Here is a 21,472-nt window from a genome sequence, read left to right on the forward strand (position 1 = left end):
CTCCCACTCGGGTGCTGACACACCAGTGCTGGCTACGGCCTTTGCCCCGCACGCGTTCTATAACCTTACGATGAACCAGTTTGATGCGCGACAGCGCTACGTCGAAGATGTAGTGGGGCCTCCCACAGTTTTTGCTCTGCGGTGTGTCACCTGCCCGCGCTACTTGTCGGTGCGCGCATCCAGGGTCTTCTGATGCTCCGCCAGAAACGGCTGTTCCGCCGGATCAAAGCGGTCGATACCGGCGGTGAAACGATGCCAGTACGGGTACAGCGGCTGGCGACGTGTCACCGCCTCGATGCGCAAAGACTGCTCTTCGGTGAGTTTCAGTTCAGTCGCCGCAAGGTTGTCACGCAGGTGCTCTTCGGTGCGCGCGCCGACAATCAGCGAGGTGATCCCCGGTCGATCCTTGAGCCATGCCAGGCACGTGCGGGCAACTGAGACACCGTGTTCATCACCGACAGCAGCGAGGGTTTCAATAATGTCCAGGGCGCGCTCCTGGTCGTGCACATAGGGTTCCGGCCAATCGCTGCCCTGACGGGTGTTAGCGGGCGGTTTTTGCCCGCGACGGGTGGAACCGGTCAGCAAACCCTCGCCCATCGGGCCCCATACCAGGGTGCCCACTGACTGATCCAGCGCCAGTGGCAGCAGCTCATACTCGGCTTCGCGGGATTCCGGGGTGTAGTAGATCTGCTGGGTGATGGGCTTGAGCATGCCATGCAGCTCGGCTTTGCCCAGGGTTTTCATCATCTGCCAGGCGGTGAAGTTGCTGGTGCCGAAGTAGCGGATTTTGCCCGAGCCCACCAGCAACCGCAGCGCTTCGAGGGTTTCCTCGATGGGCGTCATACCGTCCCAATTGTGCAATTGGTAAAGGTCGATATGGTCGGTACCCAAACGTTTTAAACTGGCCTCACACGCACGGATCAAGTGATAGCGCGAGGAACCAGAGTTGTTCGGGTTCTTGTCAACGGGGCTGCGGCCCTTGGTGGCCAGGAGGATGTCGTGGCGCTTGTCGCCCAGGGCTTTACCGACCACTTCTTCGGCCAGCCCGTGGGAGTAGAGATCGGCGGTGTCGACCATGTTCACACCCGCGTCGAACGCGATATCGAACATGCGCTTGGCCTGGGGCACGTCCACCGATCCGCATTTTTCAAACTCTGCGCGGCCGCCAAAAGGCACGGTGCCCAGGATGATTTCGGACACCAGCAAGCCGGAATGGCCCAGTTGTCGGTATTGCATGTTGCCTCCTACTGAACGTTGCACGTGATGGTGTGAACGACGTGGGTGGCGATAGTTTGAATTTTTTCATGAAAACTTCGTGCGTCTGCCTCACCATTGCGTCTATCAGGATTTACAAGGAGCCCCGCGTCCATGAGCGTACTGATCGAAACCCGCGCCCTCATACGCATGGACGAGCGCCGCCAAGTGCCCTTGCTCCAGCCCACCGATTTCAGCTTGACCGCCAGCGACCGCGTGTCGATCACCGGCGCGTCCGGTTCCGGAAAAAGTGTGTTCCTGCGCGCGCTGGCGTTGCTGGATGCGCCCACGTCCGGGCAGATCCTGTGGAACGGCCAGCCAATCGGCAATGCGCAGATTCCCCATTACCGCTGCCATATCAGCTACCTGTCCCAACGCCCGGCGCTGCTCGACGGCACGGTGGAAGACAACCTGCGCTTTCCCTTCAGCCTCAAGACCTCGCGCAAGCGTAGCTTCGATCTGGCGGCGGTCACCACACTGCTCGGGCACGCCGGCAAGGCCCCGGATTTTCTGGCCAAGCGCGCCGTCGACCTGTCGGGTGGTGAATCCCAGGTGGTTTCGCTGATCCGCACCTTACAACTCAACCCCGAAGTGCTGTTGCTCGACGAACCCACCGCCGCCCTTGATCCAGCTTCCTCGCGCGAGGTGGAAGCGTTGATCGATGCGTGGTTTGCCGGCGATCTCACACGGGCCTTTATCTGGGTGTCCCACGACCTCGACCAGGCCCGGCGCATGAGCGACATCCACTTGCAGATGAGTGCTGGCGTGTTGAGCGCAGTGACACCGGCATGAACTATCAAAACCTCACCGCGCTGGACATGGGCATCGCCGCCTCGCTGATCCTGATTAACGGTGCGCTCTCGTTGCTGTTGCGCCTGGGCCTGGAGCGCCAGTTGCTATGGGCGGCGGCGCGGACCGTGGTGCAACTGCTGGCCATCGGTTACCTGCTGGGCTGGGTGTTCGAGTTTGCCTACTGGTACGTGGTGCTGCCGTTGATGTTCGCCATGACACTGATCGCCGGTCTCTCGGCAGCGGGGCGTGGGCAGCGGACTTATCGGGGGCAGCGCGTCGACAGCATCCTGTCGGTGTGGGGCAGTTCGTGGCTGGTAACGGCGGTGGGCCTGTTTGCGGTGATCCGTATCCATCCGTGGTACGAGCCGCAGTATGCGATCCCGATTCTCGGCATGATCCTCGGCAACACCCTGACTGGCGTATCGCTGGGTATCGAACGCATGACCCAGGAGCTGACCTCAGGGCGCAACACCATTGAAATGATCCTGGCCCTCGGCGGCTCACGCTGGGAAGCGGCGCAGGAAGCCATCCGTCAGGCGGTGCGCGCGGGGATGATCCCGACGCTGAACCAGATGACCGTGGTGGGCATCGTCAGCCTGCCCGGCATGATGACCGGGCAGGTGCTGGCGGGAGAGAGCCCGGTGGATGCGGTGCGGTATCAGATCGTGATTATGTTCTTGATTGCGGCCTCGTCGGCGTTGGGCACGGTGGGGGCGGTGCTGTTGACGTATCGGCGGTTGTTTTCCCCAAGCCATCGGTTCTTGCGCGATCGTTTGCAAGAGCGCTGATGGCCTCGGGAACGCCACTGAACACTGTGGGAGTAGGGGCTCAGTGTTGTTGGGAGGGCTGCACTCCCGGATCAGGCACGCCGAAATCCAACACCACCTTCATCGCCTGCGTCTTGTCCGCCGCCAGTTCAAACGCCTGCAGCGCCTGCTCAAATGGCACCGTATGGGAGATTACCGGGCGCACGTCGATGATCCGGCGGTTGAGCAAGTCCACCGCCTGGGCGAACTCCGGGTGGAAGCGGAAGGTGCCTCGCAGGTCGATCTCGCGGCTCACCAGCAGATTGAGCGGCAGCGACACGTCGCCGCCCAAGCCCACGGTGACCAGCACGCCTCGCGGCGCGATGCATTCCAGGCCGTTGCGCAGGGCCTGGGCGCTGCCGGAGACTTCGAACATGACGTCGAAATAGCCTTTTTCAGTGGTGTAGCGTTTCAGCGCATCGGCACCGCCAGCGAGGTTGTGGGTGCGCGTGGCCCCCATTTTTTCAGCGCAGGCGAGGGCGCTGGTAGACAGGTCCACAGCGACAATTTCAGCGGCGCCAGCAGCGAGCAGGCTACCGATCAACAGGTTGCCGATCGGACCGCAGCCGGTCACCAGCACGCGCTTGCCGAACACTGCGCCGGCCCGTTGGATCGCGTGCAAACCCACAGACAAGGGTTCGGCCAACGCCCCTTCGGCCAGGCTGACTTCATCGGCCAGCAGATGGGCCTGATGGGTCTCGATCACCAGGCTTTGGCGAAACGCGCCCTGGATATGCGGGAAAGGCATGGCGCTGCCGTAGAAGCGCATGTTCAGGCAATGGTTGGGCAAACCTTGATGACAGTAACGGCAACCACCGCAGGGGCGCGACGGGGATACCGCAACGCGTTGCCCGACCTTGAACGACCCGGCATCGCTGCCCACCGCGTCGATCACCGCCGACACTTCATGGCCGAGCACCATCGGCTCGCGCAGACGCACGGTGCCGAAGCCGCCGTGCTGGTAGTAGTGCAAATCGGAGCCGCAGATACCGCCCCGGGCGATGCGTACCCGCAGTTGGGCGGGGGCGAGGGGCTGTGGTTCGTCCAGGCGGTCGACTCGCAAGTCTTTCGAGGCATGGCAGACAATGGCGTGCATACAATTCTCCAGGGTTACAGCGACGCGGTGATGCCACCGTCGACGTAAAGAATATGACCGTTGACGAAGCTGGCGGCGTCACTGGCGAGGAATACGGCGGCGCCGGCCAGCTCGTCCACCTCACCCCAGCGGCGGCTCGGTGTGCGTTGCACCAGCCAGTCGCTGAATTGCGGATTGGCGACCAGATTGGCGTTCAGCTCGGTCTTGAAATACCCAGGCCCGATCCCGTTGACCGTCAGCCCATGGGGGCCCCAATCGATGGCCATGCCCTTGGTGAGCATTTTCAGCGCGCCCTTGCTCGCCGCGTACGGCGCAATACCCGGGCGGCCCAACTCACTTTGCACCGAGCAGATATTAATGATGCGCCCACGCTTGCGCGGAATCATTGCCCGCGCCACGGCCTGGCCGACCAAAAAGGCGCTGTCGAGGTTGGTGCTGATCAGTTCGCGCCAGTGCTGCTCGCTGTAGTCTTCCAGCGGGCCACGGCGTTGCATGCCGGCGTTGTTCACCAGGATATCCAGCGGGCCGAGGCGTTCTTCGATGTTCGCTACGGCGGCCTGGATGGCCGCGCTGTCGGTCACATCAAAGGCCTGTGTGTGCACCTCGAGGCCTTCCAGCGTCAACAGTGCGGCGGCGTCGCGCAAGGTACTGCGGTTGCGCCCGTTGAGCACCACCCGCGCACCGGCCTGGGCCAGGCCGCGGGCGATCGCCAGGCCGATACCGGCGCTGGAACCAGTGACCAGCGCAAGCCGGCCATCGAGGCGAAAGTGGTCTAAAACGTTGTGCATGGGGCGGTTGCTCCTGACGCGCTTATTGTTATCAGCAAAACCCGATGATGTCCTGCTTGGTTGGCCTCAGTTCACTCCAGTACAGGCAGTGGGTCCAATGTTCATTTATGATCGGGTGATCAACATCTGTGATAACCGGGGAAGCTTGATGGAGCTAAAGCACTTGCGCGCCTTTGTGGTGCTCGCCCAAGAGCTGCATTTCGGCAGGGCGGCGGCGCAGCTGTCGATTGTGCAACCGGCGTTGAGCATGCAGATCAAATTGCTGGAAAGTGGCCTGGGCGTACGCCTGCTGGATCGCAATCGCCATTCGGTGACCCTGACCGATGCGGGCCGCGTGTTTCTGCCTGAGGCCCAGGCCACTTTGCATCAGGCGGCGCGTGCGGCGGACGCGGCGCGGGCGTCCAATCGCGGCGAAATCGGCCGGGTGCGCCTGGGGTTTGTGTCGTCGGTGCTGCCGCAGTTGTTGCCGGAATTGATTCGCACGGTGCACCGGCGATACCCGCGTATCGAGCTGGAGCTCAAGGACATGGCCGGCCCCGACCAGGCTGCCGCGCTGAAGCGCGGCCTGCTGGACTTCGGCCTGATGCGCCTGCCCGCCAGTCACCCCGGCGTACAGACCCGTGCGGTGTTGCACGAGCATTTTTGTGTGGCGTTGCCGATGGATCATCCCTTGGCGTTGAAGCCGTCGATCCACCCCACCGATCTGCTTCGGGTGCCGGTGTACATTCTCGCGCGACGCTATGCGCCGGGTTTCTACGACGAATTTATCCAGGCCGTGGGCATGCCCCTGGAGATCGCTTCTGAGCTGGGCGAATTTACCACCATGCTCGCGCTGGTCTCCGCAGGGCTGGGTGTTGGGGTGCTGCCGCAGCAGGCGGCACGGGCGCTGCCGTCCAATTGCGTGTCGCGGCCTATGGAGCTGGGCGCCTTTCAGGCCACTACTGGTTTGGCTTGGACCGAGCTGGACAGTGCGGTGAAGACCACCTTGTTCAACCTGATCGTGGCATTATCCGGCGCGTGATTGTTTCGCCGGATGAAATACTGGATTGTAAATCCTGGTGATTCCTGCGGTCGGGGCAGCGGTGGAACATGCGGGGCGTCGATACCCCACGCTGTTGGAGCTTCTCATGATCAAACTCTATGGTTTCCCGTTGTCCGGCCACTCCCACCGGGTCGAGCTGATGCTGTCCCTGCTGGGGCTGCCCACCGACTATATCCTCGTGGACCTCAAGCAAGGCGCCCACAAAGCCCCCGACTTTATTGCCACGGTCAACAGCTTCGGCCAGGTGCCAGCGATTGACGACAGCGGCACTGTGTTGGCCGATTCCAATGCAATCCTGTTCTACCTGGCGACCCAATACGGCAAAGGAAAATGGCTGCCGAGCGACCCTTTGGGGCAGGCCCGCGTGCAGCGCTGGCTCTCGGTTGCCGCCGGTCAACTTCACGCCGGGCCCGCCACAGCACGGTTGGCCCTGGTGTTTGGTGCCGAGGTCGACACTGTCACTGCCATTACCAAATCCCACGCTTTGCTGAAGTTGATCGAAGCACAACTGAGCCAAAGCCGCTTCCTGGCCAGCGAGCAACCGACCATTGCCGATATCGCTTTCTACACCTACGTGTCCCATGCGCCGGAAGGCAATGTATCGCTGGCCGACTACCCTCATCTGCGTGCCTGGCTCGCCAGCATCGAGGCGTTGCCGGGCTTTGTCGGCATGCCGCGCACGGCGGTAGGCAGTCACAGTAACGTTCAAGAGGGCCACCGATGGATCGATTTCATGAAATGCAGGTGTTCCTGGCGGTGGCCGAGGAGGAGGGCTTTGCCGCCGCCGCGCGCCGCCTGAAAACCTCACCCCCGAGCGTGACACGGGCCATCGCCGCGATGGAGGCGCGCATCGGCACTCAACTGCTGGCACGCACCACCCGCAGCCTGCACCTGACCGAAGCCGGCCAGCGTTACCTGGAAGATTGTCGGCGCATCCTGGCGGAACTCAATGAAGCCGAGGACGCGGCGGCGGGCAGTTATTCCATCCCCTGTGGCCACCTGACGGTGACCGCGCCGGTGCTATTTGGCGAGCTGTATGTGGCGCCGGTGCTGGGGGAGTACCTCGACCGGTTTCCCTTGGTCAACATCAACGCCTTGCTGGTCGACCGCGTGGTCAACATGAGCGACGAAGGCGTCGATGTGGCGGTGCGTATTGGCCATCTGCACGAGCCGGGGCAACAGGCGATCAAGGTCGGCGAAGTTCGTCGGGTGGTGTGTGCATCGCCGGCCTATCTCGACCGGCACGGGCGGCCCCGGCATCCGTCGCACGTGCGTGAGGCCAAGATTGCCACGTCGTCCAGCCAATTGGTGAGTGAGTGGAATTTTGTCGACGCGGATCAGCCGCTGACGGTGCCTATTGAGCCGCGCCTGGTCGTCTCGGCGAACAATGCCGCGATCAACCTGGCGAGGCTGGGCTGGGGCATGACGCGGGTACTGTCCTATCAAGTCGCAGCCTCGGTGGCCGCCGGGGAGCTGGAAATTGTCCTGGAAGCCTTCGAGCCGGCACCCTTGCCCATTCAGGTGGTGTTCCAGAGAAGCGGCCGCGTGCCTGCCAAGATCAACACCTTTGTCGACTTTCTCAGCCATCGCCTGAGCCAGGACGCCGCCCTTAACCCGGCGATGAAACGGCGCAGCTGATGGCGCGTTATCGCGATATGCAACTGTTCGCCGCGCTGGCCGGACAACCTAGCCTGGCCTCGGCGGCGCGGGATGCGCGGGTGTTGGGGCCCACCCTGGTGCGGGCGATTGCACGCCTGGAAGCGCGTTTGCGCGTGCCGTTGCTTGAGCGCAGTACGCGCGGCGTTAGCCTGACCGACGCTGGCAGCGCCTACCTGGTCGACTGCGTGGGCCTGCTCACCGCCGTGGACGCCGCCGAAGCCTCGGCCAAAGGGTTGCATGTGCAGGCCGAGGGCAATCTGCGGGTGTTTTTGCCATTCCTGTTCAGCCGCTATGTGATGGCGCCAGTGTTGGCCGACTACATGGACCGCTACCCCGAGGTGCGCCTCGTTGCTCACTACCATGACTATTACCCGAACCTGCATGAAGAGGGACTGGATGTGGCGATCCTCGTCGGCGAACTGCCCAGCTCATCGTTGATTGCACGGCCGGTGGGCCGGGTGCGGCCTATCCTTTGCGCCAGTCCCGATTACCTTGCGGCCAACGGCGAACCCCTGCACCCGGATGACCTCATGCTACATCGGCTGATTGCCAGTGCCGATCAGGTGTATTGGGATTTCCATGGCTATCAGCTCAAGACCCACGCGCGCCTGAACTGCGCCACGGTGCAGGGCGCGATCAATGCGACCGTGCACGGGGCGGGGCTGATTCGCTGCCTGAGCTATCCGGTTCACGAGCATCTGCTCAAGGGCCAACTGCGGCAGGTGTTGCCGGACTACGAACCGCCGTCGCTGCCGGTGCACGTGGTGTATCGCGAAGGTCGCAATGCGCCGATGCGTGTGCGCAGTTTTGTCGACCACTGCGTGGCTGCGCTGCGCGAGCATCCAGCCTTTCAACTGGCGTAATAGTGGATTGCCCGGAGTGGTTATTCCCTCGGTGGTTGGCAAGGCGCAGCATCGACGTATCCAACATGAGGTGCTCGCCATGAACCTGATCGAACAAACTCCCTGGCATGCCGGCGAACGGCAGATGCAAGCAGCGGTTGGCGTGGCCGAACGCATGGCCGTGGTCGGGCCCAAGGTGATTCGTGATCATCTGCCGGAGCAGCATCGGGATTTCTATCCCTTGTTGCCTTACCTGATGTTGGGCGCGGTGGACGAGCAGGGCATTCCCTGGGCGACGATGGTGGAAGGGGCGCCGGGCTTTGTCCACTCGCCACGCCCACAGACCTTGCAGATCGATAGCCTGCCGTCTGCGGGCGATCCTGCCCGCAACGCTTTGCTCAACGGCGCGTCGGTGGGCGTGCTGGGCATCGACCTCAACACCCGCCGTCGCAACCGCATGAATGGGCGAATCAGCGGGCGCGATCACGATGGTTTTTCGGTCGACGTGGTGCACACCTTCGGCAATTGCCCTAAGTACATCCAACTGCGGCCGATCGATTCCATCGCGCGCAAGCCCGGCACGCAGGTGGAACGCTTCAATGGCCTGGACGACGCGGCACAAGCGATGATCCGCGACGCCGACACGTTTTTTGTCGCCAGCTACGTGGACGTGGACGGCCAACGCTCGGTGGACGTCTCCCATCGCGGTGGTAACACCGGCTTTGTGCGGGTTGAAGGCAACGTGCTGACCATCCCCGACTTCGCCGGCAACCTGTTCTTCAACACCCTGGGCAACTTGCAGGTGAACCCGCTGGCGGGGTTGCTGTTTGTCGATTTTGCCTCGGGGGATGTGTTGCAGGTTGCCGGGCGGACCTCGCTGATCCTCGACGGCCCGCACGTGGCCTTGTTTGAAGGCGCCCAGCGCTTGTGGACGGTGACCGTGGAGCACGTGATCCGCCGCCCGGCGGCGTTGGCGCTGAGGTGGGGCATTGGTAGGCTGTTTCGTGCCGTAGGACGCATTGGGAAGCAACGGGTTGGTCATCTCGATGATTGCCCATCGGCGCGCTGTCAGAGCCAGGCAGCATCCCACAGTGAGTAATCGCCTACCCGCTCAACCAGGCCTGCTCGCAACGGGTTAGCCACGATGTAGCGCGCCATCGTACGAATATCATCCTCTACATGCACAGCCCTATCGTAATAACCAGGTTGCCAGACGCGTTCCTTGCTTCTGCGACGCCTGTTAATCGTCAGCGTACTGCGTGACTTGATGCGCCGGACAACGTCGGCCAACGTCTGCTGTTTCAACTCAAACAGCCAATGAATATGGTCAGGCATAATTACCCATGCCGTGGAATCGATCAACCCAAGTTCATGAACTTGTCGGAACTCGGCAACCATCAGGCGACCCAGGAACAGGTCGGCGAACAAACGCTGGCGGTGGTGAACGACGATGGTAATGAGATAGCTACGTCCGTGTTCTGAGTAGCGACCGTGACGCAGGCGATGTGTTTGAGGTTTTGGGCGCAATCCGTTGCTCCAGAAATAGTGCTTAGGAACATTAACGCTAGCTCGCGATTTACAGTGAACCTCCGCGATTTGGTCACTGAATATTTGTAGTGAGCGGGCTTGCCCCGCGTTGGGTGGCGAAGCCGCCCCAAAACGGATCCCCGCGCTGTGTCAGGTGAGTTTTGCGTTGCCTTGTTTGGGGCGGCTTCGCCCCCCAGCGCGGGGCGAGCCCGCTCACTACAAGGGTCCCGGGCATGATGGTTGAAATGTTGCCAGATATTGAATCACCAGATTGCCCCAACCCAGTGCGTTAGCCTTGTTTTCCCACCGACAACAAGGACTCGTCATGCAGCGAAAAGTCATCAATCCCACAACCGTGTTCAACTCCCTGCAATATGGCTTCAGCCAGGCCCTGGAAGTACCGGAAGGCCGGCGCATCCTGCTTTCCGGCCAGGTGGGCGTGGATGCCCAGGAGCGTACTGTCGGCCCTGGCATCGCTGAGCAGACCGCGACCGCCCTGGACAATATCGAAAAGGTTCTGGCCGAGGTCGGCGGCGATCTGTCCCATGTGGTGATACTGCGGCTGTATATCGTCGAGTCAGCGCGTGACCAGCAGGAGCCGATTGCCCAAGCGCTGCGTGAGCGCTTCGCGCACAACCCTCCGCCGTCTTCGTGGATCATTGTCCGCGGGTTGTCGTTGCCGCAGTGGTTGATCGAGATTGAGGCTGAGGCTGTGATTTCACGACAGTGAGCGCAACAAATCCCCTCACCACAGGAAGTGCCTCATCCCACGGGGCCTCCAACGCTTTACATCAAGGGACGTAGGATTGCTGTCGATGTCGCCGCGGTAGCGGTGTTTGGTCGGGAGGATATCCGGGCGGCATTGCAGCAGGACCCCGGGAACGGGTGGGCGCGCTGGATACGCTACTGTGCCTGAAATACCTCGGGCCTTTGATAGTCTGCGATCAACCGCTGAGCATCCCTACCATCGCGAATGCGCTCAATTTACTCATCAAGCACCGATCATCCATTTGGCCAAACCATGCCGGCCACTGACGCCCAGCTTGGCAGCGGCGCGCTTGAGGTAGGTTTCGATGGAGCTGTTCTTCACGCTGAGTTTTTCCGCCATCTGCGGCACGGTGCCGCCCGTCAGTAGGCCGAGGCACACCTCCTGCTCGCGTGCCGAGAGGGTGATGTCGCCGAGGGACAGGCGCTGGTAGAACTCACGCTGCAATTGCGATTGTTCCAGCAACGTGTGGGCCGGTTCGACTTCGGCGTGCGGCGCCTGGCGCAGGCTCTGCGCATGGCACTCGATCAGTGGCAGCAGGGTGTCCGACAGGCACTTGAGAAACGACAACTCGGCCAGGGAAAATCCGCGATGGTTGGGCGGACGATAAAACGAAATCACACAGCGCCGGTTGCCCTGGCGCGACACCAGGTTGCACTGGTGCGAGTTGCCGCGTGGGTACGCGCTTTTAGCCTTGGCCTTTAGCTGGATCAGCAGCGGGTCCTGCATGCCGAGCATTTCCCGCAGCAACGGGTGGTCGTCCATGGAGTTCAGGGGCAGGGGCGGCGGCAGATCCTGCGTCTGGCCAGCGCTGCCGAGCAACGTGATATCGAGCACGCGGTTGCGTAGCTCGTCGAGGGTCCATTCGCTGAGGTCCACCAGGTGGATCGGTACCCACTTGTCCACCAGGTGCAGCATGTGCGCGGCGAAGTCCGCGTGGCCACTGTTGGCAATCAACTCGCCCATTTCGGCATAGAAATTCGGGCTTTGGGTGTTTGCAATACTGCGGGTCAAACTCATTGCCATCTCATCCTTGATGTCGAAAACCGTCTACAAATTCTCTGGCCTTTGCGGGGCGATCCTTGGCTCACACACCAGAGTGGGTACTCGAAATTGTAGTTGGCTAGGGGATTCGTCCTACGCATGTGGCGGAAACGATCGATACAAAGTGCCATAAAAACCACGTCATTAATTCGACGTTTCTGAGGGGCAATTCCGGACGCGAAAAACCTAGAGATGTTTCTGAGGTTATTTAACGTATTGATAATTAAGTAATAATTACTTTTTTGAGGTGATCGTGAAATCCGGCAGCGGCTAAACATAGCCAATGTCCTACAGCTTTTTAATCGTTTCAGCTGCTCACCGTCAGCCTAGCAATCAACCAACTGCTGATAAGGAACCTATAACTCAAAGTCTTTTTGCTATGCGATTCAGCTATTGAGTTGTTGATGAGGCAACGCATTTAATTCGGGCGTAACAATCCTCTGCAGCACCCTGGCACCGGATGCCGGTGAACCGTGGGTCGATGGGCAGCGCCAACGCTTTAGCTCGCCCTTGTCGGCACGCCGAGTCGGCATTGTGGCCGTGCACCAACAGCCCGACGAACACACCGCGGCCTTGCCGGAACCCGACACCGAACGCCTGCTTGGCCTGGTCGACAGTCAGCGCACACAAGGCGTGGCCATCCTCTACATATCCCAGCGCCTGTCCGACCTGCAAAGGGTCACCAACCGCGCGATCGTATTGCAGCAAGGACGGCTGACCAGCGACCTCAACACCCGGCACTTGCCGAGTGCGGCTTACACCTTGTTTGGGGATGTGGCCGAGCATCCTGCGGTGACACCGGGCACGTCGTTACCGGTGCCGTTTCTGGAACGGTTCACCCGGGCTGGGTTCATTCGCAATCGGGCCGAGGGGCGGGCGGTGCAGGAGCAGGTGAGGGGGTTGCCAGTCCATAAGACTAGCTCGCTGCTGAACGACGAAGCGGAGTCAAGTTAGGGTTACCTATCTATTCAGGCGCGATATGAATGGTGCCATTTGTCGGATTGTTTTATGCGTGCTTGTAGGAATAGTCCTCATCTTACAAAAAACACCTGAGTTGGAGCTTTCTGTTTCTTATGATTTGGTGAGTCGTATCGTATTGATTTTATAAAAGGTCGTATTTGATGAGGAAGGCTGGAAGAAACTTTGGTACTTTGTGAAATTGTTAGTATTCCGAAAGTGGTGAGTGAAACTTCCTATTAAAATCGTCAACTGTCCTGCGCTAAATATTTATAACTGTTGCGGTTTTCTCCGGGAGGGCTAGAGTGTTTTTTTTTTGCGGGTTGGTAAGCGGTTGAGTATTAGAAAGAAAGGTCCCGTTCCGTGAGGTGAATAATGAATCAGTATTTGTTGTTCGCGCCATGTTCACTCGCGGCGCTCTTTATAAAGGAACAATTGAAAGAGCCTGTTGCATTATTTTGGACAGTGGTATCTCCTGTGGTGACCTACTATTTGATCACCTACGCCAAGGCTCCAGTGAGTGATACCGCTGTCGATTATTTGTCCAGCACTTCCTGGTTTTACGCTTTTGTAGCGTCAAGTGTGGCGCTATTTGGTCTGGCGTTCTACATAGTGGGCCGGAGGGAAAGTGGCTTTCTGCGGTCATTCGTTTATACGGGCCGAACAAGGGTTGTCTTTCTTATTGGGCAGTTTCTCGCGTATTCGGTTGTCGCCGTACTGTATTGCACTGTTTTCTATGTGCTCACACGCTATTCTTTTGGCGTTTTTAATGGCGCTGAATACTTGGTTGTGGTTGTGCGGTTTTATGTTTGTTTTCTTATTTTTGCCATACCTTCGCTATTGCTGACGCTGGTGCCGCTGGGTTTTCAGAATGCGAGTACTGTCTTTTCCATGTTGTCACTGGCGATGTTGGCGCTCGGGATTGTAGGTACGGGTTCCTCCCGCCCAGCCTTTGTCATCGTTAGTTTTTTTAATCCAATGTGGTGGGCAAACAAGGTTATGTTAGTCGGGTTGGCGGAGTGCTGGTTGGTTGTTTTGATGGTTGTCGTTTTGTTGGTGGTTTCTTTCTTTTTGATGTTTCGCTTTTTACTTATCAATCCCGCATGGAGTCGTTATTGATGAAGCGGCTTATCGTAAACTCACTTGACGTCAGGTATGCCTCTCATATTTTGTTGCATCATGCGACTCTGACAATTGAGGCGGGCTCCATTTCAGGGTTGCTGGGCCCTAATGGCTCCGGAAAAACTACCTTTTTCGATGTGATTTGTGGCCTGAAGAAGATTGCTGGCGGTGAGATAAACAACTCTTTTTCCAAACTGCTTTACCTGTCGCAAATCATCAACACGCCCCCCGTGTTCCGCATGTTCGACATCTTCAAAATGACCATGCTCTTTTGCTCCGAAACAAAGGTCACTCAACAGCACGCTCTGGAGAGGATCGGAAAATGGAGCCCCGGCATTGCAGAAAGGTATTGCGACATTTGGAACAAAAAATCCTCCCTCTGTAGCTACGGAGAAAAGCGTTGGTTTTTTACTTTGTCATTGCTCTGCGCCAACGCGGACCTGGTGATACTGGACGAACCCACGGCGGGTGTAGACCCTGAGTTTCGTTATCACATTTGGCGATGCCTGAAGGGGGCGGCGGCGGAAGGTGTCGCGGTGCTGGTTTCGTCGCACAACGTTGATGAAATCGTCATGCATTGCGATGACTTTTACATGCTTAGTCAGCGGCGATTCAACCGTTTCACAGACGCGCAAAGCTTCATGAGCACATACGGTGGTGACAGTCTGGATGAGGCATTTATCCATGCCGCCAGCCTGCCAAATGGATAGACCACGCCGAATAACGGCAGCAGGATCACCGCGTTCAGTTATCCACAATGCCGCCCTCAGGCCGATTTCGGGTAGATGATCAGTTCCAGGCAACCCTTGTGGTAGCGTTTGCCCCCAGGCGGCAGTTGCCCTGCCTCACGCATTTCACTGGTGCTGTTGACTCGCATCAGCACGCCTACCGAGCCGCGCTGGCGCGCGTCCTTGAGCCAGGTTTGTACGTCCTCCAATTCGACTTTGCGACGTACCGCCCCCGCGTATTGCAAACCGTAGCGCAGCTCGCCCTCGGTGTCATACAGCGCCACTTCCGGGCGTTTCAGGCGCCAGGCCAGGGCGCTGGCACTGCTCAGTTCATTGCTCAACAGTGCGTTGGTCTGCTGCAATTCTTCAAGGTGTTCGAGCACGAACGGGTCGGGCATTTCGTTATCTGCGATCCACGCCGGCATGCTCGCTGGCAGCAGGGTCACCAGCAGGCCGATGCCCAGCACCGGCATTGCCCACAACGTCAGCGGGCGAAACGCTTGCAACAAGTTGGCGAGGATCCAAACCAGTAACACGATAAAAGCCAGGGACAGGCTGAACATCTCTGCATGGCTGTTGCTGTAAATCGGCCGAGCGATTTGCAGGTAGATCAAGCCGATCATGGCGACCATGCCGATCACGAAGTTGAGCAGGCCATTGAGGCAGATTGTGCGGGCGCGGCCGGTGCTGATCAGGTCGACCAGGGTATGCCCCATCAGCAATGCCAGGGGCAGCAGGCACGGCATGATGTAGGTCGGCAGCTTGCCGTTGCTCAGGCTGAAAAAGACCAGCGGTAGCAGCAACCACAGGGCCAGGAAGGTGATCGCCGGCTGGCGCTTTTCCTGCCAGGTCTTGCACAGGGTGGCGGGCAGCAGACCTGCCCACGGCAGGCAAGACACCGCGATGATCGGCAGAAAGAACCACCACGGACGCACGTGTTGCGCGTTGTCGGCGCTGAAGCGGCGGATGTGTTCATTCCAGAAAAAGAAGCGCCAGAAGTCGGGTTCCTGAAGGTGGATCGCCAGTGCCCACGGCAGGCACACCAACACCGCAACCGCCATCGCCAGCGGGCCATAGCGCAGCAACTCGCCCAGGCGGCGTTGCCAGAGCATGTAGGGCACTGCAATCAGCACTGGCAGCGCCCAGGCCAGGAAGCCTTTGGTCAGGAAACCCAGGCCGCAGGCCAGGCCCAGCACGGCCCAGGCGAATAGGCGAGCACGCGTCGTGGCGCTTTCAAGTGCAAACCACAGGGCGACCAGGCTCAGGTTGACCCACAAGGTGAATTGCGGATCAAGGTTGGAGTAGCCCGCTTGCCCGGCCACCAGGCCGAAACTCAGGTAGAGCAAGGCGCAGGCGAAGCTTTTGCGCGGATCATTCCACAGGCGGCGGGCAACCAGGTAGGCAAGCAGCACGCTCAGGCCGCTGGCCACGGCTGAGGCGATGCGCACACCGAACAGGTTTTGGCCAAACACTGCCTGGCCCAGGGCGATCAACCAGTAGCCGCCGGCGGGTTTTTCGAAGTAGCGGATACCCATGAAGTGCGGCGCCACCCAGTTGCCGCTTTGCAGCATCTCCTGGCTGATCTGTGCGTAGCGGGTTTCGTCCGGGGTCCACAAGCCGTGCAGGCCCAGAGGCAACAGGTAAAACGCGATAAAGGCCAGCAACACTACCGGCAGGGGCTTTAATCGATTCATGAGCACGTCGCTCCCTGACGCTTAGTGGCGGATGTTTGAAGTAATGAAGTAATAACGGAAATAGCCACAGCCTTCACTGAGTTACGGGAAATAGTCATGTCGTCCTTAATGAAAAGGCGCAACTAAACATGCCAGGGCAGGGCTGTCTTTTTGCTGAACAGGCCGAAGGGTAAGTTAATAGAGTTGTTTCAGCGCGGCGGGCCAGTCGGGATTGTTGACGATGCCCAAGGTCTTGAATTTACCGTGGGGCAATACCTGTACGAACAGTGCACTGCCGTACTGGGGGAACGTGGCGTGGGGAAAGCCCAGGGTGGCTTCGAAGTCGGCAATGCAACCGCTATGGGTGACGAAAACCAGGTTGCGTCCTGGGGTTTTGTGGCTGAGCAGTTCTTCACCCATCGCCGCGCCGCAGACGGCTTGCTGGCCGGAGGTCACTTCGTTTTTGCCAAACATGAAGCGCAGCGTCTGAGCCGTGCGGATCGCTGGGCTGGCCAGTGCGTCGCTGCCCTCCATGCCCAGTGTTTTAAAGGCGTTGCCCAGGGTTTCCGCCTGTTGGCTACCGTTGATCGTCAGGCCTTCCACGGGGCCCAGGCAAGGGTTGGTCGAGCGGTCGCAGCGCTCTTCGTGACGCACCAGCACGATCAGGTCACCGTCGCGCCAGAGGGGCAGCACGTGGGACGTCAGCAGGCGATCACTGACGCCCAGGTCGCGTGGCGAGGCGTGCCAGAGCAGGTTGCCGGCGACCAGCAGGCCGACCACGAATAGCCCCAGCCATAGCGGTCGCAGGCGCTTGATAAAGGCCCGGCGTGAGCGCGGTTTGGTCAGGGTAAGGTCAACCACTTCATTCACCATGGGCATTGTTGGCAGTGTCGTGTTAGTTGGTCGCAACGTGTTGGCGAATGCCCGTAGTGGTGCCGGAGGCTGTCACAGGTGGGCTGTCTTTTCGCTGAACATGTTGTGGTTAAAAGTTGTCAGGCGTGGCAACTAACAAGTTGCCGACGAATGACCCATGGCCGGCAATTTAAAGTGCAGTGAGTGGGCAGCCGGTGAAATCAATGTGAAAAATTTGCGTGGCTGGGAGCCGCAACCGTTATTCTCGATTGCCGCCCATCAAACGAGTGTTGCCATGTTGCAGGTGCAAGGAGTGTCTAAAAGCTACGCCACCCCCCAGGGTTCGTTAGCGGTGTTGGCCGGTGTCGATTTGCTCCTGGCCGAGCGCAGCAGCTTGGCGTTGATGGGCGAATCGGGCAGCGGCAAGAGCACCCTGTTACACCTGGTAGCCGGCCTGGATCGGGTGGATGGCGGCAGTATCCAGGTGGGTGAGCAGCGCCTCGATCAGCTCAGCGAGGCGCAACTGGCCCATTGGCGGCGTACGCAAATCGGATTGGTATTCCAGCAGTTCAACCTGATCGGCAGCTTGCGGGTCGAGGACAACCTGGCGTTCCAGGCGCGGCTGGCGGGGCGGTTTGACCCCCAGTGGCAGGCGCAACTGGTGGGACGCCTGGGCCTGGGTGATCTGCTCAAGCGCTACCCGGAACAACTCTCCGGTGGTCAGCAGCAACGGGTCGCGGTGGGGCGGGCATTGGCGTCAAGGCCGGGCCTGTTGTTGGCCGATGAACCCACCGGCAACCTTGACGAAGCCACCAGCGATGAAGTCCTGCAACTGCTGCTCGACTTGCTGCGCGACAGCCCCACCAGCCTGTTGATGGTCACCCACAGCCCGCGCATTGCCGCACGGCTGGACCGGCAGGTGGTGCTGCACCGCGGCCGTGTCGTACCGGCAGGCGCCGCTTGAGATGGCGGTTTTTTATTGGACATTACGCGCGCTGCTCAGCCACTGGCGGCGGCATCCCGTGCAGTTCTTCAGCGTGCTCACCGGCCTGTGGCTGGCCACCGCGCTGTTGATTGGCGTGCAAGCGCTCAACAGCCAGGCGCGCGACAGCTATGCCCGCGCCAGCCAATTGATCGGGGGTGAACCGCAGGCCAGCCTCAGTGCACCTGACGAGGCCGCTTTCCCGCAGGCGGTGTTTGCCCAGCTGCGTCGTGCCGGGTGGCCGGTGTCGCCGGTGGTGCAGGGGCGCTTGCAGCTCAAGGGGCTGGAAGATGTTCGCTTGCAGTTGATGGGCATCGACCCGGTGTCGTTGCCCGGCAGTGGTGCGGTGGCGGGTCAGCGCTTGAGCCAGGCGCAGATGCTGGCGTTTTTCGAGCCGCCGGGGCGCACTTGGATCGCGCCGCAGACCTTGCAGAGCCTAGGGCTGTACGAAGGTCAGCAGCCGACTACCTTGAGCGGTCATACACTGCCGCCGCTGCAAGCCCAACCGGATATGGCACCCGGCTTGCTGCTCACCGATATTGGTTTTGCCCAACCTGTGCTGGAGATGCCCGAGCGCCTGTCGCGCCTGCTGGTGGACAAGGCTTTTGCCGCCGGCCACCCCACGCCGCCCGCCGGATTGCAACTCAAGCAGGGCGAGGACAACAACCTCGCGCGCCTCACCGAAAGCTTTCACCTGAACCTCGATGCGCTGGGCTTCCTGTCGTTTGTGGTGGGGCTGTTTATTGTGCACGCCGCCATCGGCCTGGCCCTGGAGCAGCGGCGCGGGCTGTTGCGTACCTTGCGTGCCTGCGGGGTCAGCGTGCGGATGTTGATCGTCAGCCTGAGCGTCGAACTCGGCGTGTTGTCATTGTTGGGTGGCGTGCTTGGTGTGACGAGCGGCTACCTGCTGGCCAGTCTGCTGCTGCCGGATGTGGCGGCCAGCCTGCGCGGCTTGTATGGCGCCGAGGTGGCGGGGCAGTTAAACCTGAGCCCGTGGTGGTGGGGCGCGGGGTTGGGCTTGAGTTTGTTCGGCGCTTTGCTCGCTGGCGCCAGCAGCTTATGGCGGGCGGCGCGCCTGCCATTGCTGGCGCTGGCCAACGCCCAGGCCTGGCATGAGGCGCACGGACGCTGGTTGCGCCGTCAAGGTTGGGTGGCCAGTGCTGCGCTGCTGATCGCGGTGCTGGCGCTGTGGGTGGGCAATAGCCTGGCCGCCGGCTTTGTGCTGATGGCCACCTTGTTGCTTGGCGCTGCCCTCGGTTTGCCGGTGGTGCTCAATGGCCTGCTCAAGGCCGTGTTGGGGCGCAGCCGTTCGGTGCTCGGCCAATGGTTTTTGGCGGACTGCCGCCAACAGTTGCCGGCTTTGAGTCTTGCGCTGATGGCATTGCTATTGGCCCTGGCCGCGAATATTGGCGCGGGTTCCATGACCTCGGGGTTTCGTCACACATTCAATAACTGGCTGGAGCAGCGTCTCACCGCCGAGCTGTACCTCAACCCGCAAAACCCGACGCAGGCGCAGCAGCTCAGTCACTGGCTGGCGCAACACCCGTTGGTACAAACGGTGTTGCCCACCTGGCAGGTCGCGGTGCAATTGCAGGGCTGGCCGGCGGACTTGTTTGGCGTGGTCGACGACCCGACCTATCGCCAGCACTGGCCGTTGCTTGAGGCGACGGATGCTCCGTGGGACCAGTTGCAGCGAGGCGATACCTTGATGCTCAGCGAGCAATTGGCGCGCAGGCTCGGTGTGCAGCTCGGTGATAGCGTGAGCATCCCCACGCCACACGGCGTATGGGCGCCCAAACTGGTGGGGATCTACGCCGATTACGGCAACCCCAAGGGCCACGTGTTGGTCAATGCCCAGCACCTGTTGGCCCACTGGCCGACGCTGTCACCGGCGCGTTTCAACCTGCGGGTTTCACCGTCGGACGTGGCGCCGCTGGTGCGTGAGGTGCAACGCGCCTTTGCCCTGGAAGACAGTCGCATCATCGATCAACAGCAACTCAAGGGTTGGTCGAGCCAAGTGTTCGAACGCACCTTCGCCGCCACGGCCGCGCTGAACAGCCTGACGTTGGGCGTGGCCGGTGTCGCGCTGTTTATCAGCCTGTTGACCCAGAGCCAGAGCCGCCTTGGCCAACTTGCACCGCTGTGGGCATTGGGTGTCACCCGTCGGCAATTGATGCTGCTCAACCTCGGCCAGACCTGGCTGTTGGCGGTGCTCACGCTGGTGCTGGCTGTGCCGCTCGGCCTGCTGTTGGCGTGGTGCCTGGACGCTGTGATCAATGTGCAGGCCTTTGGTTGGCGCTTGCCGTTGCAGGTGTTCCCGTGGCAGCTGGCTCAATTGCTCGGGTTGGCGATGCTTGCGACCTTGCTGGCCTCGGCCTGGCCGTTGTGGCAGTTGAACCGCAGCCGCCCGGCGGATTTGTTGAGGACGTTTGCCAATGAAGATTAAGTGCCTGTTGTGGGCGTTTTTAGTGTTATTGGGCGCTTGCGACAAAGTCCCAGAGCCGCAGGAAAGCTTTGCCGGGCTGGGCAGTGACGCGGCAGATTTCGCCCAAGTGGTGCCCGGCAAAGTCTTCAGCTTCCCCGAAGACCATGGTTCCCACGCCGGCTTTCGCATTGAATGGTGGTACGTCACCGCGAACCTCAAGGATGAACAAGGCAATGTGTTCGGCGTGCAATGGACGTTGTTTCGCAACGCCCTCAAGGCCGGGCCGACGCAAGCGGGCTGGCACGACTCGACCATTTGGCTTGGGCACGCCGCTGTCACTTCCGCCACCCACCACTACGCCGCCGAGCGCTACGCCCGAGGTGGCGTCGGCCAGGCCGGCGTCCAGGCGGTGCCGTTCAACGCCTGGATTGACGATTGGAGTTTCGCCACCCGCCCCGGTGCCGCGAGCGCGTTGGCGGACATGCAGCTCAAGGCCAACGGCGCGCAATTCGCCTATGACGTGCACCTCACTTCCAGTCGCCCATTGGTGCTGCAGGGCGACGGCGGCTACAGCCGCAAATCCGACCAGGGCCAAGCGTCGTACTACTATAGTCAGCCGTTTTTCAACGCCAAGGGCAGCGTCAGCATCGACGGCAAGACCTATCAAGTCACCGGCCCCGCTTGGCTCGACCGCGAGTGGAGCAGCCAACCGCTGACCGCCAGCCAGACCGGCTGGGACTGGTTCTCGCTGCACCTGGACCGTGGCGAGCAGTTGATGCTGTTTCGTGTGCGACAAACCGACGGCGCGTCGTATATGACCGGCACTTGGATTGATCACGAAGGGCGTACGCAAACCCTGCACAACGCGGATATCCAGCTGACACCGCTGGAAACCACCCACATTGACGGCCGCAACATTCCTACACGCTGGTCGCTGAAAATTCCTGGCAAACAGCTGGATATCACCCCCCAGGCCGTCAACCCCAAAGCCTGGATGAACCTGAGTATTCCTTACTGGGAAGGGCCGGTGCAGTTTGACGGTGGGGTAGGTTATCTGGAGATGACCGGATATTAGCGTGGTTTTTGTAGACTCTATTTCTTCGCTGTGTAGGTAACT

Annotated in this window: 20 protein-coding genes and 1 pseudogene; 14 read left to right on the forward strand and 7 right to left on the reverse strand. The window is 60.4% G+C overall.

The window, feature by feature from the left end; translation table 11 throughout:
- Positions 1 to 159: 159 nt before the first annotated feature.
- Complete coding sequence (locus tag AACY36_RS20850) at positions 160 to 1,236, reverse strand: aldo/keto reductase (RefSeq protein ID WP_049712509.1); 1,077 nt, start codon at positions 1,234 to 1,236, stop codon at positions 160 to 162.
- A 132-nt stretch (positions 1,237 to 1,368) separates the two neighbouring features.
- Between AACY36_RS20850 and AACY36_RS20855 the strand changes: the two genes are divergently transcribed.
- Together AACY36_RS20855 and AACY36_RS20860 are read left to right on the forward strand one after the other, a co-directional pair.
- On the forward strand, positions 1,369 to 2,046 hold the full coding sequence (locus AACY36_RS20855; RefSeq protein ID WP_339497539.1) for an ABC transporter ATP-binding protein: 678 nt from the start codon (positions 1,369 to 1,371) through the stop codon (positions 2,044 to 2,046).
- Positions 2,043 to 2,834 carry an ABC transporter permease gene (locus AACY36_RS20860; RefSeq protein ID WP_339418069.1) on the forward strand — a complete coding sequence of 264 codons (792 nt, stop codon included), beginning with the start codon at positions 2,043 to 2,045 and terminating at the stop codon, positions 2,832 to 2,834. The genes AACY36_RS20855 and AACY36_RS20860 overlap by 4 nt, the downstream gene beginning before the upstream one ends.
- A gap of 40 nt (positions 2,835 to 2,874) precedes the next feature.
- Here AACY36_RS20860 and AACY36_RS20865 read toward each other — a convergent pair whose 3' ends face one another.
- Positions 2,875 to 3,948, reverse strand: coding sequence for an L-idonate 5-dehydrogenase (locus AACY36_RS20865; protein WP_339418066.1), 1,074 nt, complete (start codon positions 3,946 to 3,948; stop codon positions 2,875 to 2,877).
- 14 nt (positions 3,949 to 3,962) lie between these two features.
- A complete protein-coding gene (locus AACY36_RS20870) occupies positions 3,963 to 4,736 on the reverse strand; it encodes a glucose 1-dehydrogenase (protein WP_339418064.1) in 774 nt (257 codons plus the stop codon).
- Between the two features lie 148 nt (positions 4,737 to 4,884).
- On the opposite strand from AACY36_RS20870, the gene AACY36_RS20875 reads away from it, so the two are divergent.
- The 5 genes and pseudogenes from AACY36_RS20875 to AACY36_RS20895 all read left to right on the forward strand — a co-directional run bounded on the left by AACY36_RS20875 (position 4,885) and on the right by AACY36_RS20895 (position 9,378).
- Complete coding sequence (locus AACY36_RS20875; protein ID WP_339418063.1) at positions 4,885 to 5,757, forward strand: LysR family transcriptional regulator; 873 nt, start codon at positions 4,885 to 4,887, stop codon at positions 5,755 to 5,757.
- Positions 5,758 to 5,863: 106 nt separating this feature from the next.
- A pseudogene (locus tag AACY36_RS20880) lies at positions 5,864 to 6,478 on the forward strand (glutathione S-transferase family protein); the annotation flags it as partial.
- Positions 6,479 to 6,498: 20 nt separating this feature from the next.
- Complete coding sequence (locus tag AACY36_RS20885; protein WP_339418061.1) at positions 6,499 to 7,416, forward strand: LysR family transcriptional regulator; 918 nt, start codon at positions 6,499 to 6,501, stop codon at positions 7,414 to 7,416.
- Positions 7,416 to 8,300: a LysR family transcriptional regulator gene (locus tag AACY36_RS20890; RefSeq protein ID WP_339418060.1), complete on the forward strand. Its 885-nt coding sequence runs from the start codon at positions 7,416 to 7,418 to the stop codon at positions 8,298 to 8,300. Before AACY36_RS20885 ends, AACY36_RS20890 begins: the two co-directional genes overlap by 1 nt.
- 79 nt (positions 8,301 to 8,379) lie before the next feature.
- The gene (locus AACY36_RS20895; protein ID WP_339418058.1) at positions 8,380 to 9,378 is read left to right on the forward strand and encodes a pyridoxamine 5'-phosphate oxidase family protein; all 999 of its coding nucleotides are present in this window, start codon (positions 8,380 to 8,382) and stop codon (positions 9,376 to 9,378) included.
- Here AACY36_RS20895 and AACY36_RS20900 read toward each other — a convergent pair.
- Positions 9,348 to 9,806, reverse strand: a complete 459-nt coding sequence (locus AACY36_RS20900; protein ID WP_339418056.1) for an REP-associated tyrosine transposase — start codon at positions 9,804 to 9,806, stop codon at positions 9,348 to 9,350. The genes AACY36_RS20895 and AACY36_RS20900 overlap by 31 nt on opposite strands.
- A gap of 325 nt (positions 9,807 to 10,131) precedes the next feature.
- On the opposite strand from AACY36_RS20900, the gene AACY36_RS20905 reads away from it, so the two are divergent.
- The gene (locus AACY36_RS20905) at positions 10,132 to 10,536 is read left to right on the forward strand and encodes a Rid family hydrolase (protein WP_339418055.1); all 405 of its coding nucleotides are present in this window, start codon (positions 10,132 to 10,134) and stop codon (positions 10,534 to 10,536) included.
- 261 nt (positions 10,537 to 10,797) lie between these two features.
- Here the strand turns inward: AACY36_RS20905 and AACY36_RS20910 are convergent, their stop codons facing one another.
- Positions 10,798 to 11,592: a helix-turn-helix transcriptional regulator gene (locus AACY36_RS20910; protein WP_339418053.1), complete on the reverse strand. Its 795-nt coding sequence runs from the start codon at positions 11,590 to 11,592 to the stop codon at positions 10,798 to 10,800.
- Between the two features lie 534 nt (positions 11,593 to 12,126).
- Between AACY36_RS20910 and AACY36_RS20915 the strand changes: the two genes are divergently transcribed.
- From AACY36_RS20915 to AACY36_RS20925, 3 genes are all read left to right on the forward strand, one after another.
- A complete protein-coding gene (locus AACY36_RS20915; RefSeq protein ID WP_339497540.1) occupies positions 12,127 to 12,570 on the forward strand; it encodes a hypothetical protein in 444 nt (147 codons plus the stop codon).
- Positions 12,571 to 12,948: 378 nt separating this feature from the next.
- Positions 12,949 to 13,692: an ABC transporter permease gene (locus AACY36_RS20920; protein WP_339418050.1), complete on the forward strand. Its 744-nt coding sequence runs from the start codon at positions 12,949 to 12,951 to the stop codon at positions 13,690 to 13,692.
- A complete protein-coding gene (locus tag AACY36_RS20925) occupies positions 13,692 to 14,405 on the forward strand; it encodes an AAA family ATPase (protein ID WP_339418048.1) in 714 nt (237 codons plus the stop codon). The genes AACY36_RS20920 and AACY36_RS20925 overlap by 1 nt, the downstream gene beginning before the upstream one ends.
- A 56-nt stretch (positions 14,406 to 14,461) precedes the next feature.
- On the opposite strand, the gene arnT is transcribed toward AACY36_RS20925, so the two are convergent.
- Positions 14,462 to 16,117: a lipid IV(A) 4-amino-4-deoxy-L-arabinosyltransferase gene (gene arnT, locus AACY36_RS20930; protein ID WP_339418046.1), complete on the reverse strand. Its 1,656-nt coding sequence runs from the start codon at positions 16,115 to 16,117 to the stop codon at positions 14,462 to 14,464.
- A gap of 174 nt (positions 16,118 to 16,291) precedes the next feature.
- Complete coding sequence (locus AACY36_RS20935; protein WP_339418072.1) at positions 16,292 to 16,969, reverse strand: histidine phosphatase family protein; 678 nt, start codon at positions 16,967 to 16,969, stop codon at positions 16,292 to 16,294.
- A gap of 274 nt (positions 16,970 to 17,243) precedes the next feature.
- Between AACY36_RS20935 and AACY36_RS20940 the strand changes: the two genes are divergently transcribed.
- The 3 genes from AACY36_RS20940 to AACY36_RS20950 are packed head-to-tail and all read left to right on the forward strand — an operon-like array spanning position 17,244 to position 21,430.
- A complete protein-coding gene (locus AACY36_RS20940) occupies positions 17,244 to 17,912 on the forward strand; it encodes an ABC transporter ATP-binding protein (RefSeq protein ID WP_339418045.1) in 669 nt (222 codons plus the stop codon).
- A gap of 1 nt (position 17,913) precedes the next feature.
- Positions 17,914 to 20,376 (forward strand): ABC transporter permease, encoded by a 2,463-nt coding sequence (locus tag AACY36_RS20945; RefSeq protein ID WP_339497541.1) that lies wholly within the window; start codon positions 17,914 to 17,916, stop codon positions 20,374 to 20,376.
- Positions 20,366 to 21,430: a lipocalin-like domain-containing protein gene (locus AACY36_RS20950; RefSeq protein ID WP_339418041.1), complete on the forward strand. Its 1,065-nt coding sequence runs from the start codon at positions 20,366 to 20,368 to the stop codon at positions 21,428 to 21,430. The genes AACY36_RS20945 and AACY36_RS20950 overlap by 11 nt, the downstream gene beginning before the upstream one ends.
- Positions 21,431 to 21,472 lie beyond the last annotated feature (42 nt).

The sequence above is a fragment of the Pseudomonas sp. EA_15y_Pfl1_P101 genome, from assembly GCF_963970835.1.
Taxonomy (GTDB): Bacteria; Pseudomonadota; Gammaproteobacteria; order Pseudomonadales; family Pseudomonadaceae; genus Aquipseudomonas; species Aquipseudomonas tritici.

Coding starts and splice junctions, on each gene's coding strand:
- AACY36_RS20875 (WP_339418063.1), top strand. CDS start 4,885: ATGGAGCTAAAGCACTTGCGCGCCTTTGTGGTGCTCGCCCAAGAGCTG.
- AACY36_RS20850 (WP_049712509.1), bottom strand. CDS start 1,236: ATGCAATACCGACAACTGGGCCATTCCGGCTTGCTGGTGTCCGAAATC.
- AACY36_RS20905 (WP_339418055.1), top strand. CDS start 10,132: ATGCAGCGAAAAGTCATCAATCCCACAACCGTGTTCAACTCCCTGCAA.
- AACY36_RS20855 (WP_339497539.1), top strand. CDS start 1,369: ATGAGCGTACTGATCGAAACCCGCGCCCTCATACGCATGGACGAGCGC.
- AACY36_RS20950 (WP_339418041.1), top strand. CDS start 20,366: ATGAAGATTAAGTGCCTGTTGTGGGCGTTTTTAGTGTTATTGGGCGCT.
- arnT (WP_339418046.1), bottom strand. CDS start 16,117: ATGAATCGATTAAAGCCCCTGCCGGTAGTGTTGCTGGCCTTTATCGCG.
- AACY36_RS20935 (WP_339418072.1), bottom strand. CDS start 16,969: ATGGTGAATGAAGTGGTTGACCTTACCCTGACCAAACCGCGCTCACGC.
- AACY36_RS20895 (WP_339418058.1), top strand. CDS start 8,380: ATGAACCTGATCGAACAAACTCCCTGGCATGCCGGCGAACGGCAGATG.
- AACY36_RS20885 (WP_339418061.1), top strand. CDS start 6,499: ATGGATCGATTTCATGAAATGCAGGTGTTCCTGGCGGTGGCCGAGGAG.
- AACY36_RS20920 (WP_339418050.1), top strand. CDS start 12,949: ATGAATCAGTATTTGTTGTTCGCGCCATGTTCACTCGCGGCGCTCTTT.
- AACY36_RS20940 (WP_339418045.1), top strand. CDS start 17,244: ATGTTGCAGGTGCAAGGAGTGTCTAAAAGCTACGCCACCCCCCAGGGT.
- AACY36_RS20870 (WP_339418064.1), bottom strand. CDS start 4,736: ATGCACAACGTTTTAGACCACTTTCGCCTCGATGGCCGGCTTGCGCTG.
- AACY36_RS20945 (WP_339497541.1), top strand. CDS start 17,914: ATGGCGGTTTTTTATTGGACATTACGCGCGCTGCTCAGCCACTGGCGG.
- AACY36_RS20890 (WP_339418060.1), top strand. CDS start 7,416: ATGGCGCGTTATCGCGATATGCAACTGTTCGCCGCGCTGGCCGGACAA.
- AACY36_RS20910 (WP_339418053.1), bottom strand. CDS start 11,592: ATGAGTTTGACCCGCAGTATTGCAAACACCCAAAGCCCGAATTTCTAT.
- AACY36_RS20865 (WP_339418066.1), bottom strand. CDS start 3,948: ATGCACGCCATTGTCTGCCATGCCTCGAAAGACTTGCGAGTCGACCGC.
- AACY36_RS20860 (WP_339418069.1), top strand. CDS start 2,043: ATGAACTATCAAAACCTCACCGCGCTGGACATGGGCATCGCCGCCTCG.
- AACY36_RS20925 (WP_339418048.1), top strand. CDS start 13,692: ATGAAGCGGCTTATCGTAAACTCACTTGACGTCAGGTATGCCTCTCAT.